Origin of the sequence: Streptomyces sp. NBC_00190, from assembly GCF_036203305.1 — a bacterium.
Classification (GTDB): domain Bacteria; phylum Actinomycetota; class Actinomycetes; order Streptomycetales; family Streptomycetaceae; genus Streptomyces.
Genome location: NZ_CP108131.1, coordinates 484,169 through 499,832 on the forward strand (window position 1 = coordinate 484,169; position 15,664 = coordinate 499,832).

General features: G+C 68.9%; 19 protein-coding genes and 2 pseudogenes. 12 read left to right on the plus strand and 9 right to left on the minus strand.

Annotated elements, in window-relative coordinates; genetic code table 11:
- Positions 1 to 11 precede the first annotated feature (11 nt).
- Entirely contained in the window at positions 12 to 422 is a 411-nt protein-coding gene (locus OG429_RS02570; RefSeq protein WP_328923617.1) for an SUKH-4 family immunity protein, read from the plus strand.
- 320 nt (positions 423 to 742) lie between these two features.
- On the opposite strand, the gene OG429_RS02575 is transcribed toward OG429_RS02570, so the two are convergent.
- The gene (locus OG429_RS02575; protein WP_328923618.1) at positions 743 to 1,048 is read right to left on the minus strand and encodes a MarR family transcriptional regulator; all 306 of its coding nucleotides are present in this window, start codon (positions 1,046 to 1,048) and stop codon (positions 743 to 745) included.
- 88 nt (positions 1,049 to 1,136) lie between these two features.
- Between OG429_RS02575 and OG429_RS02580 the strand changes: the two genes are divergently transcribed.
- Positions 1,137 to 1,862, plus strand: a complete 726-nt coding sequence (locus tag OG429_RS02580; RefSeq protein ID WP_328923619.1) for a hypothetical protein — start codon at positions 1,137 to 1,139, stop codon at positions 1,860 to 1,862.
- Positions 1,863 to 2,722: 860 nt separating this feature from the next.
- Here the strand turns inward: OG429_RS02580 and OG429_RS02585 are convergent.
- The 6 genes from OG429_RS02585 to OG429_RS02615 form a co-directional block, all read right to left on the minus strand.
- Positions 2,723 to 3,187: a hypothetical protein gene (locus OG429_RS02585; protein ID WP_328923620.1), complete on the minus strand. Its 465-nt coding sequence runs from the start codon at positions 3,185 to 3,187 to the stop codon at positions 2,723 to 2,725.
- Between the two features lie 66 nt (positions 3,188 to 3,253).
- Positions 3,254 to 3,757, minus strand: a complete 504-nt coding sequence (locus OG429_RS02590; protein ID WP_328923621.1) for a DUF3995 domain-containing protein — start codon at positions 3,755 to 3,757, stop codon at positions 3,254 to 3,256.
- A gap of 164 nt (positions 3,758 to 3,921) precedes the next feature.
- Positions 3,922 to 4,059, minus strand: coding sequence for a hypothetical protein (locus OG429_RS02595; protein WP_328923622.1), 138 nt, complete (start codon positions 4,057 to 4,059; stop codon positions 3,922 to 3,924).
- Between the two features lie 94 nt (positions 4,060 to 4,153).
- On the minus strand, positions 4,154 to 5,347 hold the full coding sequence (locus OG429_RS02600; RefSeq protein ID WP_328923623.1) for a hypothetical protein: 1,194 nt from the start codon (positions 5,345 to 5,347) through the stop codon (positions 4,154 to 4,156).
- A 681-nt stretch (positions 5,348 to 6,028) separates the two neighbouring features.
- Entirely contained in the window at positions 6,029 to 7,342 is a 1,314-nt protein-coding gene (locus tag OG429_RS02610; RefSeq protein ID WP_328923624.1) for an RNA polymerase sigma factor, read from the minus strand.
- Between the two features lie 2 nt (positions 7,343 to 7,344).
- Positions 7,345 to 7,548 (minus strand): hypothetical protein, encoded by a 204-nt coding sequence (locus tag OG429_RS02615; RefSeq protein ID WP_328923625.1) that lies wholly within the window; start codon positions 7,546 to 7,548, stop codon positions 7,345 to 7,347.
- Between the two features lie 440 nt (positions 7,549 to 7,988).
- Between OG429_RS02615 and OG429_RS02620 the strand changes: the two genes are divergently transcribed.
- From OG429_RS02620 to OG429_RS02645, 6 genes and pseudogenes are all read left to right on the plus strand, one after another.
- Entirely contained in the window at positions 7,989 to 8,324 is a 336-nt protein-coding gene (locus OG429_RS02620; RefSeq protein ID WP_328923626.1) for a hypothetical protein, read from the plus strand.
- A gap of 41 nt (positions 8,325 to 8,365) precedes the next feature.
- Positions 8,366 to 8,536 (plus strand): hypothetical protein, encoded by a 171-nt coding sequence (locus tag OG429_RS02625; protein WP_328923627.1) that lies wholly within the window; start codon positions 8,366 to 8,368, stop codon positions 8,534 to 8,536.
- Positions 8,537 to 8,836: 300 nt separating this feature from the next.
- Positions 8,837 to 9,484 (plus strand): hypothetical protein, encoded by a 648-nt coding sequence (locus OG429_RS02630; protein WP_328923628.1) that lies wholly within the window; start codon positions 8,837 to 8,839, stop codon positions 9,482 to 9,484.
- A gap of 201 nt (positions 9,485 to 9,685) precedes the next feature.
- Positions 9,686 to 10,423, plus strand: coding sequence for a DUF2625 family protein (locus OG429_RS02635; protein WP_328923629.1), 738 nt, complete (start codon positions 9,686 to 9,688; stop codon positions 10,421 to 10,423).
- A gap of 378 nt (positions 10,424 to 10,801) precedes the next feature.
- Positions 10,802 to 11,467, plus strand: a complete 666-nt coding sequence (locus tag OG429_RS02640; protein WP_443051224.1) for a glyoxalase — start codon at positions 10,802 to 10,804, stop codon at positions 11,465 to 11,467.
- 334 nt (positions 11,468 to 11,801) lie between these two features.
- Positions 11,802 to 11,900 (plus strand): annotated as a pseudogene (locus OG429_RS02645) (IS5/IS1182 family transposase); the annotation flags it as partial.
- A 21-nt stretch (positions 11,901 to 11,921) separates the two neighbouring features.
- On the opposite strand, the gene OG429_RS02650 reads toward OG429_RS02645, so the two are convergent.
- Positions 11,922 to 12,239 carry a hypothetical protein gene (locus OG429_RS02650; protein ID WP_328923631.1) on the minus strand — a complete coding sequence of 106 codons (318 nt, stop codon included), beginning with the start codon at positions 12,237 to 12,239 and terminating at the stop codon, positions 11,922 to 11,924.
- A gap of 707 nt (positions 12,240 to 12,946) precedes the next feature.
- A complete protein-coding gene (locus tag OG429_RS02655) occupies positions 12,947 to 13,618 on the minus strand; it encodes a nitroreductase family protein (RefSeq protein ID WP_328923632.1) in 672 nt (223 codons plus the stop codon).
- A gap of 68 nt (positions 13,619 to 13,686) precedes the next feature.
- On the opposite strand from OG429_RS02655, the gene OG429_RS02660 reads away from it, so the two are divergent.
- The 4 genes and pseudogenes from OG429_RS02660 to OG429_RS41360 form a co-directional block, all read left to right on the plus strand.
- Positions 13,687 to 14,088 (plus strand): winged helix-turn-helix transcriptional regulator, encoded by a 402-nt coding sequence (locus OG429_RS02660; protein WP_328923633.1) that lies wholly within the window; start codon positions 13,687 to 13,689, stop codon positions 14,086 to 14,088.
- A gap of 282 nt (positions 14,089 to 14,370) precedes the next feature.
- On the plus strand, positions 14,371 to 14,718 hold the full coding sequence (locus OG429_RS02665) for a hypothetical protein (RefSeq protein WP_328923634.1): 348 nt from the start codon (positions 14,371 to 14,373) through the stop codon (positions 14,716 to 14,718).
- A 460-nt stretch (positions 14,719 to 15,178) separates the two neighbouring features.
- Entirely contained in the window at positions 15,179 to 15,304 is a 126-nt protein-coding gene (locus tag OG429_RS02670) for a hypothetical protein (protein WP_328923635.1), read from the plus strand.
- Positions 15,305 to 15,411: 107 nt separating this feature from the next.
- A pseudogene (locus tag OG429_RS41360) lies at positions 15,412 to 15,657 on the plus strand (hypothetical protein); the annotation flags it as partial.
- Positions 15,658 to 15,664 lie beyond the last annotated feature (7 nt).

The window sequence follows — 15,664 nt, forward strand, 5'->3', positions numbered from 1 at the left end:
GGGCTGCCGACGTGGTTCGCGGCCGGGGTCGCCACGTTCAGCTGGCCTGGGCCGATGGGAAGGCGCACGGGCTGGAGCCCGACGAGAACGGCCTGCTGCACCTGGGCACCTTCGACCTGGCGTACGCCGACACCGGCCTGGTACTCGTCCACCCCGAGACGGGTGCGGTGTCGATGGTCCGCGACGGCGAGGGGCCGTTCCCCTTCGCCCGGGACACCGAGACCTTCGTGCGGCTACTGGAGACCGTGTACCGGTTCATGAGCGCCTGCTGGAACTCGTACCCGGGCGAGAACGGCAAGCAGGACTTCCTGCGCGAGGTTGCCGCCCTCGAACCGCTCGCAGTGGACGAGGAATCGCCCGCAGAGGACGTATGGGGGCACCTGTTCGCGGCCATCGTCGAACTCAGCCCGTGGGGCTTCTGACACCTGACCCAGCAGGGCTTCCGCGGCGGAGGAACTGGTCTCGCCTCCAGGGAAGTCTTTGACCGGCTCGACATCGCCGCGAATCCGGCGCGCCGTGCCGGCGTGGGCCACCGCCGAGGTGCCGGCAAGCTGGGACGGGAGTCGGTTGGGCGAGTACAGGGCGGTCGTCCGGCGGCTGAAGGGGGGCGCCACCGAGCCCGCGTCGCGCAGTAGACGGTCGGTACGTTGCGGCGGCGGGGGCAGGGGCAGGGGCGGGGCGCGAACGAGCCGGAAGTCGCGTCAGGAGCTTTTGGTTGTGTGGGAATCGCCTTCGAAGGACGTCAGCAGCCTGCGGAGCAGTGATGCCAGCTGCTGGCATTCCTCGGAGCTGAGGCCTTCGACGGTTCGCGCTCGTTGGCCAGGTGGCCTTCGATCAGGCCCTCGGCGATGCTGCGGCCCTCGGCAGTGAGCTCTGTACGCACCAGGCGCCGGTTGTCCGGGTCGGTCGCGCGGGTGACCAGGCCCTTGGCAACCAGCAGGTCGATGCGGTGGGTCAGGGCCGCGGGGCTGATCATCGCGGCGCCGGCGAGGTCGCGGGGTGATGCGACGCGGCTCGCAATCCGGCGGTGCCCCTCACCGTCATGCACCGGATGGTCCCCGTCTCCGGGCCGCTCTGTCAGTGACAGGTGCGATGCTGGAGCCAGTCTCACACACAGTCACCATCAGGGGGTTCACATGGCCGGCAGCCAGGACGTATCCGTATCGGCGACGGGCGGGTTCGAGGAGGGGTGGTACGCCACCGACCTCGGGGAGTACCGGCCCGGCGACCACACCTATGACCACTACGCGCACGACAGCCTTCCGCCGCTCGACCCGTCCCGGTACACCGGCGCCTTCGACTGGCTCGGTGGCCTCACCGAGGGTGAGGGCGCGGGCGGCCCGGTGCCCGAACGGGCCGCCCCGCTGCGGGCGGCGGCGGAGGCGCTCGCCGCGCACGGGCTGGGCCTGCCGTCCGACTTCACCGCCTTCCAGAGCAGCCCGCACCATCTCGTGCTCGACGAGGTCTCGGTGACCGCCTGCTGGACCAGCATCTCCGAACCGCTGCCCAGTCCGGTCGAGCCGGGGGCCTTCCTGGTCCGGTTCCTGCGGGACCAGCAGGACTGCCTGTTCTGGTACCTCTACCTGCGCCCCTCGGGCGACACGTTCGTGGTGGTCTCCCCGGTGGACTACGAGTACGAGTACGAGACCCAGGCCCTTCCCGGGGACGAGCCGGTCATCGTAGAGGCTCACCGGGCGGAGATCCGCTGGTGCGCCCCGTCGTTCGAGGCGTTCGCGCACCGCTACTGGCTGGAAAACCGCCTGTGGCACGTCCTGCACGGCACGGGAGGCGGCGACAGCCTGACCGACCCGCAACTGCGCGCCTACGCCGCCCACTACATACCCTCCGCGCTCACGGACTGACCCGGACCGGCATCGGGGCGGTTCACCGTCCTGCGCCGACCGCACCCGCCGGACCGCACACTGTGCACGCGTCACCGCGGTGGCGGCTGACTGTGCCTTCGGAAGCGCCCCGTTGTCGGTGGCCTGGTCTACGGTTTGGTCGATCTTGCGCAGCCGCATTCCGGCCACACCCGCGGCGGCTGTCCGCCGGCAACCGGGCCGACCACACCGTCGGGCGACAGGCCGAAGTCGTTCTGCAGCCGACACCGGCACGGTGCTGTGGCAGCAGATCGACGACGCGATCCGGCAGAACCGCAACTGGAACACCGGCTTCGGGGCGTACGCCAGCTACTGCTACTACGTGATGCCCACCCACGGCTGACGCCGACGCCGTCAGCATCGAAGGCGCCGGAAAGCCACTTCGGTCGTCCGCCGCGAGCCCCTACCGGGGCGCGGTGACAACTCAAGGGGACCCGGGCGTCGGCCGGCCGCGGAGCGGAGGCCGGAGCGGCAGTCGCGGCCGGGGTGGTCGGAGCGGGCGCGGGTGCCCTGGCGGCGGCCGGGGTGACGGCCTGGTCCACGCCGGCCCCGCCGCGTGCGCGTCGGTGAGGTTCCGGGTGACAGCGATGCCCTTGGCATCGAGGCTGCCCATCGCGACCGCGATGTCCGGCCAGGCCGGGGAGGCGAGGATCTCGTCGTGAACCAGGCCCTCAGGCATCGCGCGGCGCAGGAGGTCGGCCCACCGGTCGGTGCCCTCCACCTTCGTACGGACGATGTTCGCGGCGACGGCCTGACGGACCCGGCGGCCATGCGGCCCACACGCGGCAGGAACACCCCGAGGTCGACACCGGCCTGCTGAAATCCGACGAGCCCGCGGGCCATCACCAGCAGTCCGCACCCTTCATCAGCTCCGTCAGGACGTCGGCGTCGAGGGTGCCGCGCAGTTGGTCGGCCGACCAGCCTGGAACCACCTTCTCGGCGTCCTCGCCGAGTTCCTCCTCCTTGCCGTTCAGGCGTTTTTGGGTGGCGTGGCGGACCGCGTCCGTCACGGTCATCATCAGCGGGAAGGCCATCGCCGCGGTCTGCGCGGCTTCCCTGAGCGCCTCGGAGAACGGTTCGACGAGCGGCTGGGGGGTGGTCATCAGAGGTGCTATCTCAAGTCGATCGTCCAGCGCGTGCGCGACGGGCCGCGCCCCGGTGTGCGCGAGGCCCGGACAGTGCGCGACGCCGTCCCCGGCGCCCGGGCGCCCGCGAGACGCCTCGACCGCCTCCACGAGCGCGATCTGCAGGGTGAGGATCACCTCCGCCTGGTGCTGGTCGAACTCCGATCGACGCTGTGGTGACACCACACACGGTGTGCACAGTGCTCCAATGGAGATCGGGGATGTCCTTCGGGGCCGTGGCGGGGCGGTTCAGCGGGTGTGTTCCTGGCGCAGCCGGTTCCAAGCGGCCACGCCGAGCATGAGGCACCACAGGACGAAGAGGCCGTACCAGAAGAGCCCCCAGGCGGCCTGCGGGTGTACGTCCTTGGCGACGAAGGCGGGGGCGGAGACGACCCGGCCGGCAGCGAGCAGGTACTGCAGCGCGAAGTAGGTGAATCCCCACAGGGTCATGCCGACCGATGCGGTCAGGGACGGAACGCAGAGTGCACGGCGCGGGAGCCGAAGGCCCCAGGGCCGGACCAGGGCGAGCGCGACGACGGCGCCGATCAGGGCCACAACACCCATCCCCCAGTAGCCGATCGCGGCTTCCCAGGTACCGTGCGGCGCGGAGGCGAAGTCCCCGGGGAAGGTAGCGGCGATCCCGGCACCCCACCAGAAGTGCGGCGCCGCGTAGGCGAGTGCCGCTGCGGCGGCCGCATACCCCGGCCAGGTCCGGCTGCGGCCGTGGTGCGCCGGTGCCGGTGCCGTCGTCATGGATTCCCCCGAAGTCTCGTTCAGCGCAGTGTGTGCTGCCTGGGAAAACTCTGCCGGAACGGCCCTGCGGACGGCTCAACCACCGGGACGAACCTGCCTCCCCCGATCGGGGGAGGCGCCCTCCGGCCAGGGCCTGTTGTGAAAGGGGCTGAAGATGCGGGGGCTCAGAGGCTTCGGATGGCCTCGGCGAGGTCGGATCCGTAGGAGGACCAGCAGATACCCGAGCCGTCATGGTCCAGCTGCCCCATGAACCATTCGTCGTCGTCCTGTACGAGGCACAGCTCGTGGAACACAAGAATCACCGACCTGAGCAACCCGGAGGCCACGTCCGTTCCGGCAAGGGCCAAGCGCGCGCACGTGCCGGCGCCGGCTCTGCACGCACCCTGCGGACCTCCCCTACGCCACCGTGTGCGGCACCCAGACGGCGGCATGGAAGGGGCCGTTGGCAGTATCGGGCTCAGCGGACGGAAGTGCTGCGCTGCCTGCGACGATGCCGTGGCGATTGACCTGCGCCGCGGAGGAGTTGAGGCCACCGAGGGAGGCCAGGTAGGTGAAGTCGCCGTCGTCGACACGGGCGACGAAGGCGAAGGAGTTGGGGGCGAAGTTGTCACCGACTATGAGGTTCCCGGCGATCTGCCTGGCCGTGGTGACACCACGCCTGGGGCCGATCACGGCACTCGTGTACGTCATGAGGTCGAACGAGCTGGCGAGCATGCCGTCGCCGCCGACAACAGTGCTCCCGCTGATCAGCTGCGCGGTCAGGAAGTGGGACCCCAAGTCCGTGCGGATGCCGGTGCGGAGGTCGTAGGCGTATCCGGTGAGGCGGTTGTCGGCCGTTCGAGACTGACCGACCACGGTTGAACCGCTGATGTCGTTGGCTGTGCTGGAGCTACCGCCGAGGGTGCCGAGATCGGTCATCGTCCGGGTGCGCAGGTTGTACGCGAACCCGTGCTTTGTGGCGGCAGGCGTGTTCGGCAGGGAGGAGTTGCCCACGACGATCGCACCGCTGACGGCCGTCGCGGTGCTGTCGCCCGACGGGCCGGCGAGGCTGCCGAGATCGGTCATGGTCCGGGTGCGCAGGCTGAACGCGAACGCGTGGGTGACCACATCGCCGGACAGCGTCGACGTCCCCACCACGGTGTCACCGTTGAGGCCGGTGATGTTGGTGCGGCTGCCGCCGAGAGTGCCGATGTCGACGAGCCGGCGGGTCCGGAGGTTGTAGGCGAATCCGTGAGTCGGGCCGTCTGTGGAGAGGTCTGACTTTCCGACGACGTAGTCCCCCGCCACGCCGGTCGCCTGGCTGGAGTGCCCCAGCGTGCCGAGATCGGTCATGGTGTGCGTGCGCAGGTCGTACGCGAAGGCGCGTTCGGCGGCGTCGTCTCTCGTCAGTGAGCTCCCGGCGACCGTGTTGCCGTCGATGGCGGTCGCCTTGCTGCGGGTACCGCCCAGGGTGCCGAGGTCCTGCACGTCGTACTGTAGGGACCCCGCCGCCGACTCGGCCGACGACGTGTCAGCCCCATACGCCGGGCCGGCGCCGACGGCGAGCAGGCCCGCGGCGACCAGTATCCAGGCACGTAAACGTATGCGCATGATGCCCCCCTGAAAATGAACGATCGAGACGAGCACGGTTCGGCAGACCGCTGTGCCCTTCCCAGGCACGGGCCGACCAGATATTGCACGGCCTTCACTTGTACGTCAGTTCCGATCGGCCAAACAGTGGGCGGTCGGCCACAAATAAGACGTTCGTATGCCGGAACCGAAGCCCAGCTCCTGTGGCAGGTGCTCTGAGCGACAACAGTTCATCCGACACGATCCACTGTCGCGACTGGCGCTTCCCCACAGCCGGGGGCTTTCTCAGCCCCGGCCGCACGCCGCCCGGCACGCACCCGGGATTCCTCAGAAATTGTCAATGGGAGACGATCGTGCCGGGGGCCTTTGAGTCGTTCGGCCGGGGTCAGTCCGCCTGCGTAGCCGAAGGTGCGCATCCCGGCGGCTCGGGCGGCCTGGACGCCGGGGCAGCTGTCCTCACCACGGCGCAGGCCGCAGGGTCGACGCCCATCAGAACCGCTTGCGCTCATCAGTGGCCTCGTCGATGCGCCTGCCGTTCACCCGCGGGTCCTTCACCTCGACCACGCCGCGCGCCTTCGCGGACGAAGTCGTCGATCAGGAAGCCGGTCTCGGCCGTTCCTTCGGCGCTCACCGTGGTGAACGTCGCCGATCCACAGGTCATGAGCACTGCTCGACGGGGCACGTCGGCGGGCCCCGGCGGGCTCAGGGCCGATTCCGCTGTCCGCGCGTGCAACTGTTCCGCAGCCAGTGGAACCAGGCCGACCATGCCTCCCACGTGCTGAGTGGCAGCCATCCGAGGGCGACACGCATCCCGACGCAGGCGGTGACGGTGGCGGCAACCGCGATCCGCCACCACCCGTCGGCGAACGCCACGCCGGCCGCCGTCAGGCTCAGTACGCCCGCCAGCGGGATTGCCCGCCGCAGCAAGGCCGCGCGTCGGCGGCGCCGCGTTCGAAGGGCGAGTTCCGGTGCGCCGGCCCGAGCGAACCAAATGCTGTAGAACTTGCTCCGCACCAGGTGGAGGTTGGCGCGCACGGTGCTGGCCGGACACTCGAGGTAGGCGGCAATCTGGGGACCGCTCCAGCCCTGGACGAAGCCGAGATAGCTGACGATGCGCTGACGCTCGGGCAGCTGTGCGATGGCCGCGACCACTGCCCGCGCGACCCGCACGGTCTCCGCGTCGGAGTTCGGGCTCAGTGAGTTCCATCGCCAGTGCGTCTCGGCACCCAAGAGAAGATCCTCCGTCCCGGCCGACGCACGGATCGCGGCGTCCGGAACCGCTCGGCCGACGAGACGACGGGCCACGACGAACAAGTAGGCCTTGGGATCGTCGAGTTCGGCCCATCGCGGGAGCGTCGCCACGAAGGCGTCTTGGACGACTCCTTCGGGGTCGACATCGGTCTGCGACAAACCCAGTTGGAGTGCGCGGGCTCGTACGAAGCGCAGCAGGAATGGTCTCCAGGCGCGATAGGACGTGTCGATGTCTTCCATCAGCGCCTGGAAGAGCTCCCAGCGATCCTGCAGAGAATGCAGTGCGTCATCAATCTGCTGCGCGTCGCGCCATGCCCGGATGAGCACATCGACAGCCGAAGCCACCTCCGGTGGTGGTTCGGCGGGGACGACGACCCGCAGCGCCCGCTGCGAAAGGCGGACGGGCGGCTCGAACCACTTGTCCCCGGGCTCGTTTTGAACCGCCGCCGGCGGGTCGGGCTCGCAGGCCTGGTCAGCCCGGGTGCCGAGCCCCGGCTGCAGCGCGCCGAGCTGGCTCAGCTTCCCGCTCAGCCAATCCTCCAAGGAACGGAACCACCTCATCCGCTCGGCGGCCGCATCCGGCTTCGCGTCGACTCGGTAACCGGCCGTCCTCGCCTGGCGCAACACCACGTCCACCGCCGCCAGTTGCCCCTGCCAGGCACGGCAGTGTCCGATGGAGCGGCGAAGATCTTCAGCCAGGGTCCGCCCGCGCTGCTCCGGGGACTTTCCGGCGTCGGGGTCCGGGGGGAGATCGATGGTCGTCACGTTCAACTCTGCCTCTCGTCCCGCAGGCTGCGCATCTGGTCGACCTCGGACTCAGCAGCGAGTCGGCGCAGCACGAGCATGGCGGTCGCACGGCACAGTCGGCGCATCCTGGCGCCGGCCCAACGGCCCGCGGCCCTGACGAACAGCCCACCAGCGTGCCCGGCAGCCACCGCTGCCACTACAGCGGCGATTTCAGTGTTACCCATGTGCGCCCCTCATCCATTGTGAGCGCCCGTTGATACGGCTCGCGTTTGCGGAAACCGCTTGGACATGGAGGAGAGGCGCGGGAGCGCCCAAGTGTTTAGTGGTCATTTCCTGCCACGTCCCACGACGTGGCGCCGTCGTGGACGGCACGAGCGCGGCGGCCCCGCCCTCGGGTCGTGGTCGCCCGCCGCCGAAGCGGGTCAGCGGCGATCCGGCGTGGGGTTCACCAACGCGGTGGGGCCTATGCTCGGCTCCGCGGAAACCATCACTCCTTGCCCTCTTGATCACCAAGCCTCCCGTGAGGCTGATGGGAACTCATGCAGGTGTGATTCAGGGTGATTTGCGGGCTGCCAATGGCTGGTCGTGGTGATGCTCGTGTGTACTCGCGCCGCGCAGCCGGCGACGCGGCGACTGTTCCATCCGCACCGTGAGGAGACGTACCGTGCCGTTGATGAGCCGCCGCTCCCGTGCGGCAGCCCTGGGCTTCCTGGCTGCCGCACTGTTCGCTTTCACTGGTCTGTGCTTCTTCCAGGGCAAGACGCCAGGCCTCCTCCCGGAAGGCAGTTGGGGAGCCTGGAGAAGCGGAGACATCGCCGGCTGGTCGACGCACATCAGGGTCAACACGTGGTCGCAGGCCGCCGAAGCCCGAATCAACTGGGGCAAAGCCGAAGCGATCGAACTCAACGCGTACGGCAAGACGGCCCGCGACACCACCGTCACGCACCGCACCGTCTTCACCCTCACTCCCGATGGAAAACTCACCGCACAGCGGTCTTGAAGCAGACCCCTGAAAATGCGCCCCTGCCTGCCCCTCCGCTAATGCGCGGAGCGCCCCTCCCCGTTCTCCGGGCCGGAGCCACCCGCGGTTCGCTCGTCCGGGACACCCCGGCCGGGCGACTGTCCTTCGCGGCGTCCGGCGCCGCGCCGCTGCCCGCGGCCGCACGACACTGGCCCGCGAAGACTCCGGCCTTGTTCATCGCCTACCGGTGACGACCCTCGGCCCTGCCGTCCTCCGGCTACGGAGCGGGCGGGAACTCCACGTCGGTACCGCCGCAGCCCGCCGCGACATCGGTGCTGGTCGCGCCTGGCTGTCGCCCCCTTGGGGCCCCTGGCGGGATTGTCACACCGAGGCGTTACTGTGTGCGCTGCGGTTGAGACGGCTGACCACCGTACTCGTGGGGCACAGCCCGCCGCAGCACCCTCTTGGCATGTCGTCAGAGGGTAGGAGGGCGGCCGCCTGGCTGTTGCGGCGCGCCTCCGTTCGAAAATCGAGAAACAGCCGGGAGACCCATGAGAAAGAAAGCGCGGAGAGCGAGCATTCTCGCCGCCGCCACGGCCGTCGCGGCCACAGGCATGCTCATAGCCGCACCGAACGCCAGCGCGGGCACGTCCGAGATCGTGAACCCCGGCTTCGAGAGCGGCAACGCGTCCTGGAACGAGAAGGTGACCCCGTTCGCCGGGCACCCGATCAACAACTCCTCCGCGTGGCCGGCTCACTCGGGCACGGGCAAGGCGGAGCTGGGGGGCCAGGGCCTGACGGGCATGAGCCGCATCTCGCAGCAGGTCACGATCCCGGCGTACCGGGTTCCGGTGCTGTCGTTCTGGGTGCGCAGCGACGTGCTCAGCTCCGGGGCGGGCGGCTTCGGCTTCCGTCAGCTGATCGTGGAGGCAACGGCGGAGGACGGTACGCCCCACGAGTTGCACGACCGCATGAACAAGGGCGGGACCAGCGGCTCTTACGAGAAGGTGACGGTCACGCTGCCCGACGCCTTCTACAGCTCGTCGCCGCAGAAGGTGAACATCAGCTTCATGGTGATCGAGGACGCGGCGAACCGGATGCCGTTCCTGATCGACGACGTGAGCATGGAGTACCGCTTCAAGGCGATCGACCGACCGGTGGTCATTCCGGGCGGGATCTTCCGCCCCATCGGGGGCTGATCCCCCCGCAGGGCAGGGCGGCGTGGTCGGCGTGCACCACAGCGACCGCGCCGCGATGCCGCCAGTCATGAGGTCGTCGCGCGTCACGCCCGAGCGACCCGGGACATCGGTGGCGGCCGCCTGATCCATCGACCCGGCCTTCGAGTGATCGCGGTCCAACCCACATGAGGCGGCGGTGCCGAAGGGTGCGACCATCCTCGGATGCGAGCGATCGATGAGCTGATCAATGTGGACGATCCGGCGTGGCCGGAGCTTCAGGGGATGGTCGGGGCGAGCTCCGTGCCGGTTCAAGTGCTGCCCGGCGACATCGACGAGGGACGCCGATGCCTTCTGCAGCTGCAGGTCAGTGCGCGATCGATGCTGGGCGCTCTGGCACTGAACACCGGCGGACTACTCGTCGACAACGGGTGGGTGCGGGTGTTCGGCGGGGGCTCGGGGTCGGGTTCGGTCGCGGATGGGAGACTTCCGAGTCTGGCGCAGGTCAACCGTTTCCCCGCAGGCTTCGAACCTGGCTGGCATCCCGCGACAGGTCTTGTCGTCGGCCACGACGTTGTCGGAGGGGTCTTCGCGTTGAACGGTGGCGATCCCGCGGCTGCGGGCCGTCCTGGGGCACCTGGCCAGATGACGTATTTCGCTCCCGACACTCTGGCGTGGGAGGCGATGGAGATGGGCCATTCCGGGTGGGTCGCCTGGCTGCTCTCGGGCAGGCTGGCGACGTTCTATGACGGATTGCGCTGGCCCGGCTGGCGTGAGGAGGCCGCGGCCCTGGCTTTCGGGCAGGGTGTTTCCATCTATCCGTTCCTGTGGTCCGAGGAAGCTCACGCCGATCTCGCGGCCACGAGCCGGCGGCCTGTGCCGATGCGCGAGGTACTCGCAGTCGCCTCGGACTTCGCCCGGCAGATGGGGCCGTCCGATCCTGGATTCCTGGGCGAGGCGTGACTGGATTCGCTGTCGCTCCTGGTGTCCGATGTCAGCGAACCGTGAGCTCGTGCCATCGGTTGGTCGCGCAGACCTGAGATCTCCTAGAGGTGAGGATCTTCCCGCCGGGGGGGCGGCGGAGGACGAGGTCCGAAGCACCTTCGCGGCTGCTCGTCGCCGGCACACGGACCGCCCGAAGAGCGCCGAGGCCACGGGGGGAAGCCGGAGCAACGGCGGGGCCACGGCGGCCCGACCCGAACGCGGCGCCGCCTCGGCCCACCACGACACATGGTCGCCCCACTCGATCAAGGAGGAGGGGTTGCAGGCGTGCGTGGCGAAGCAAGGCTCAAGACCGGTCAGGAATCGAGAAGCCCCCGCCGCCGCTCAGCCCCTAGCGTGATGGTCATGGCAACCACCGCTTCCATCGCAGCCAACACGTCCCTCGCGTCCGTCACCCTTGAGGTGGCCGACCCCGAGGCCGCCCGCCTCTTCTACGGCGCCTTCGGCGTGGAAACGTACGTACGCCTGCGGGCGTCCGCAGCGCAATCGACCGGATTCCGCGGCTTCACCCTGGCGCTCACGGTGTCCGGGCCGGCCACTGTCGACAGCTTCGTCGGCGCCGCCGTGGACGCCGGCGCCACGGTGCTGAAGCCCGCCGCGAAGTCACTGTGGGGGTACGGCGGCGTCGTCCAGGCCCCGGACGGGACGATCTGGAAGATCGCGACCTCCGCGAAGAAGGACACCGGCCCCGCCACCCGCGAGATCGACGAGGTCGTCCTGCTGCTCGGCGTCGAGGACGTGAAGGCCACCAAGCAGTTCTACGTCGGCCGGGGCCTGACCGTGGCCAAGAGCTTCGGCGGCAAGTACACCGAGTTCGCCACCGGTCAGTCCAGCCCCGTCAAGCTGGCACTGTACAAGCGCCGTGCTCTGGCCAAGGACCTCGGCGTCCCCGCCGACGGCACCGGCTCGCACCGCATCGTCCTCGGCAGCACCGCCGACACCTTCACCGACCCGGACGGGTTCGCCTGGGAGGCTGCCGCGTCGCTCGCCCCCACGCCGTCCTGACTCCGGGCCTGTGGCGCCGGCGATTGCGAGGCTCGCACGTACACACTGGTCGGAGAGCGGGCCGAGGCCAGTGCCCGGCTAGGGGCCGACCGCTCTGCGGCGGACGTGACGCGGGTCGGTACGCGGGCCGGGTCCACCGGCGGGAGCTCGCATTTTGTCTGGCCGCCGAACGGCATCGTGCGGGACCGCCGGGCTAGACCCGCAAGCCCGGACCGCGCGGCCAGGCCCGCCCCGCCTTCGTGGCCGCCTACAGCGGTACGGCCGCCCCGGCCGCGCCCGGCATCGCCGCGCAAACCCCCGCAGCCGGGCCCGAGGACCCTAAGGTGGCTGCGGGGTGCCGGATCGGCCGGCCTTGCGCGGCATCTTGTTCGTGCTGCATACGGGCATCCAGTGGGAGTACCTGCCGCAGGAGCTGGGCTTCGTTTCGGGCATGAACGGCGGGCAGTCAGGCTGCTCACGGCTCGTACAAGGGCAAGAAGTGGATGACCGCTTCCTCATACGGGTGGGCGACGCGAACCGCCTGCTGGACTGCACGGGCCTGTTCCTCATCGCAGACGGATTCGATCCTGCATTCCTCGCCGGACTGTACGACGCCCACCTCGCCGTCATATGGCTGCGCGCCAGGCAGCGGCTGCCAGGTGCCGGTCACCCGCCAAACACTGGAGCACCGGGCATACTCGCCAACCCGTCCCGCTCCGGCCGCGTGGAGAGCATCGATCACCGCCTCCACATGACTCTCGGGAACGGATATCTCAACCTTCAGACGCGTCATGCCCGGACCCTAACAACCCACCCCGACCAGCATCTTCAGAGGTACCGCAGCGCCAGTGGGCGACGTCCGGCATCACGCCCGTACGCGGCGAGCCGGGAGAGCCCGGCGTGAAGGTTCGCCTGTTACGCCGACGTCCGGCGCTCCCTGCTTCTCGGAAGTCGAAACAGCCCTCTCCCCTCGGCTGTCGCGTGGGTAACACCTCATGCAGCCAAGCCGTCAAGTCGTGGGCTCCTCGCTGCCCCATCGCGCCCACAGAGTCAGGTTCCAGTCACCCGCCTCCGGTCCCGGCCCCTCCAGCCGCGGCGCCGGACCGGGTGCCGTCTCGATGAGGTGCACACGCGTCCAGGCGACTCCATAGCAGTCGTCGGGGCCGAAGCACGTGGCCAACGCTGTGCCCTGATGGCGGCGGGCTCGTAGACGACGGAGGTGTCGGCGCAGCCTTCCGCCACCCACTCGGGCGCTCGCGCGCTGGGGTGCCGTGGACGAGCCACGAGGCGTGGGCGGCACTCCGTCACGGCATGCCGCTGGCGCGGCCCGGGCGGTGGCGTCAGCGGCCGTCGCGGCACCGCTCATATCGCCATACCGCGTCGAGTTCGTACTCGTGCGGGGTGCCGGGCGGCGCTGGGGAAGGCGGCGCGCCCCTTCCACGCACCGCTCGTCGTCGTGGAGGGCGAGCCCGTACACGGCGACGACCTGGCGCGAGGCGCCTATTTCCGACGTCCGGCACTCTCCTGAGCGGCGTGCCGTTCGTAGAAGACGTTGCGCTCCAAGGCGCGCCGACCGGGATGGCGCCGCTCTTCCGCCGGGTAGCCAACCGACACGAGCAGGGCGATGGCCAGGTCATGCCGGTCTGCGATCCCGATCACCTTCTTCACCTCGGCCTCGTCCCAGCCGTTCATCGGCGAGGTGGCCAGGCCCATCTCCGTGGCGGCGAGCATCAGGAAGGAGGCCGCGATCACGGCGTCCTTCACGGCATATTCCCGCAGCAGACCACGCTGGTCGAGGTCTTCCTGGAACGCCGTTGAGGCGGCGGAGAACATGGCGATGAACTCGTCGTTCCAGGCACCGTTGCGGCGGGCCTGGTCGTAGACGTCGCTGTGATCGTCACGCCAGGACTGCGGCTCGGCAACGAAGACCAGGACCACGGGGGCTTCCTGCGGCTGGGGTTGGCCTCCGCTGGCCCAGGTCAGTCCGGCGCGGCCTTCGTCGTCTGTGACCACGACGATCGATCGGTCTTGCAGATTCCAGCTGGTGGGCGCCTCGACGGCGAGTTCGAGCAGCGAGGTGAGGGCGTCCTCCGGGATCGGATCGGGCCGGTAGTGGCGCACCGTGCGGCGAGTGCGGATCGCGTCCGCGACAGAAAGCGTGTGGCTCGTCATGCCACCAACTATTGGAGAGTGACTCTCCAACAGGAAGAAGGCACTAATTAGTGCGTTACTCTCCTCACATGAAGACTGTGGTGGAGTCCTCCGGACTGCCGGCCGACGCCTACTCCGCGAAGTGCCCGACGCGACAGGTCCTCGACCACATCGCCGGCAAGTGGACGATCCTGGTCGTGGACGCCCTCCTCGAAGGCACCATGCGCTACACCGACTTGAACCGACGCATTGAGGGCGTCTCGCAGAAGATGCTCACCCAGAGCCTGCGCAGCCTCGAGGCCGACGGATTCATCACCCGCACGGTGTACCCGACCATCCCGCCCAGGGTGGAGTACGACCTCACGACGCTGGGGCGGAGCCTCGCCGGGCCGATCACCGCACTCCGGCAATGGGCGGAAACCCACATCAACGAGATCGAGCGCGCTCGGGCCCGCGTCACCGCAGAAGCGACGGACGCCCCAGCCCCGTGACACGGGGTTGGGGTGCCGGATCTCATCAACTCCCCGTGTTGATCAGGCACTCCGAGCCTGAGATCACCCGCCGCCAGGCATAGGACTTGATCGTCTAGTGCGTCGGCGGCCCCCTTCGCAAACGAGCGAGCCACGAGCCGGCTTCCGGTGGAAGGCGCCGCTTCCCGCAGGCTCTGGTGCTGACCGCCGTCCGGGGGTAGAGAATTCAGCAGCAGCAGTCGGTCGCGAGCAGCTCCGACAGGCTTCCGATGACAGGGGAACGCAGTGCGGATGGGAAGAATAGTGGGAACGGTCGCGGCTCTTGTGCTGGCCGGGCTGTTGATGGGGCCGCAGGCGAGTGCTCACGCGGCGCCCGTGCGGATCCATGCGGTCGGTGCGGTCGGTGCGGTGGCACAGACGGCCTCCGGCGAGGTGCTGGCGTCGGCTGCGGGGGTCCAGGACCTTGCGGCCGGGACGACCGTCTCGGACTCGAAGAAGAGCGGAAAGAAGAGCGGAAAGAAGAAAAAGAGCAGTTTCTTCAAGAAGTTCGGCATCGCTGCCGTTGTCGTCATCCTGTTGATCGTGCTCGTAGCCGTCGTCGCGATCGCCTTCGTGATCCGGCGCGCTGCCCGGCGCCGTAGCGAAGGGTAGGTTCCGATGCCGGGTCGGCCTCAGCACCCAGGATCGCTCCTTGTCGACGGCGGCCGTGTGGGTTCGTAGGGCGGACCGGCTCCTCGGAGGTCGCCGTCCCGGCCGTGCTGCACATCGGCCCGGCCGGATCGGACGGCATCGCGTCAGCGCAGGTGAGAACCAGCTCATGCGGCCGGACCCGGGCCGCACCAACGGACCGAAGGATCCAGCCCCGGACGTCTGCATGCCAGCCCTGGACTCAAGGTGAAATCAAGCCAGATACCTGAATTCGGAATTCCAGTTTCATCGACCATCGACCGAGGTCAGACAGTCACAGATGAATTAAACCTTCTATTCCTGGCGCCGTTCCGGCCATCCTGCATTCACCCCTTTACTGGCGCGAAGCAGGCTCCCTAGAATCGGGACCGCTCCGCCGATAGGCATCCGCCTATCGGTTCTACCTTCCTTATGTGGAGGAATTATGGGCGAGTCCACGAACGAGCAGAACCTCATCGAGGACATCGAGTCCCTCGACAGCCTCGAAGTGCTTGAGGCCGAGGACCTGGACGAGGGCGTGGCGTTCCACGCGTTCCGCTTCCGGAACTGACTCTGAGCAGGCCGTCGGCCCCGCAGCGGCTCTGAGCTCGCTGCTCACCGTTTCAGGCCGCCCGGGGCCGGCGGCCGGCTTCAGCGCGAGAAAGGCTTCCCGCCCCCGTGAGAATCTATCTTGATCTGCTCGGCCACAGGCGTTTCGCGGCACTCTGTTTCGGGCAGGCAGTCTCGCTACTCGGTGATGCACTTTTCCCGATCATCGTCGTTGTTGCTGCTGCGCAGGCGGGAACTCCGGCAGAGACCATTGGGGCAGCATTCGCGGCCCGATTTCTCGCACTGGGCGGTGTGGTTCTCTTCAGTGGCGCTCTTCTGGATCGCATTAATCCGGTAATCGCCGCAGTGGCTGCTGATGCCA

Bases quoted from the DNA above. Each gene is read 5' to 3' on its own strand.
- OG429_RS02660 (WP_328923633.1), top strand. From the start codon at position 13,687: ATGAAGACTGTGGTGGAGTCCTCCGGACTGCCGGCCGACGCCTACTCC.
- OG429_RS02640 (WP_443051224.1), top strand. From the start codon at position 10,802: ATGGTCATGGCAACCACCGCTTCCATCGCAGCCAACACGTCCCTCGCG.
- OG429_RS02655 (WP_328923632.1), bottom strand. From the start codon at position 13,618: ATGACGAGCCACACGCTTTCTGTCGCGGACGCGATCCGCACTCGCCGC.
- OG429_RS02615 (WP_328923625.1), bottom strand. From the start codon at position 7,548: ATGGGTAACACTGAAATCGCCGCTGTAGTGGCAGCGGTGGCTGCCGGG.
- OG429_RS02600 (WP_328923623.1), bottom strand. From the start codon at position 5,347: ATGCGCATACGTTTACGTGCCTGGATACTGGTCGCCGCGGGCCTGCTC.
- OG429_RS02670 (WP_328923635.1), top strand. From the start codon at position 15,179: ATGGGCGAGTCCACGAACGAGCAGAACCTCATCGAGGACATCGAGTCC.
- OG429_RS02630 (WP_328923628.1), top strand. From the start codon at position 8,837: ATGAGAAAGAAAGCGCGGAGAGCGAGCATTCTCGCCGCCGCCACGGCC.
- OG429_RS02650 (WP_328923631.1), bottom strand. From the start codon at position 12,239: ATGACGCGTCTGAAGGTTGAGATATCCGTTCCCGAGAGTCATGTGGAG.
- OG429_RS02625 (WP_328923627.1), top strand. From the start codon at position 8,366: ATGCGCGGAGCGCCCCTCCCCGTTCTCCGGGCCGGAGCCACCCGCGGT.
- OG429_RS02635 (WP_328923629.1), top strand. From the start codon at position 9,686: ATGCGAGCGATCGATGAGCTGATCAATGTGGACGATCCGGCGTGGCCG.
- OG429_RS02580 (WP_328923619.1), top strand. From the start codon at position 1,137: ATGGCCGGCAGCCAGGACGTATCCGTATCGGCGACGGGCGGGTTCGAG.
- OG429_RS02590 (WP_328923621.1), bottom strand. From the start codon at position 3,757: ATGACGACGGCACCGGCACCGGCGCACCACGGCCGCAGCCGGACCTGG.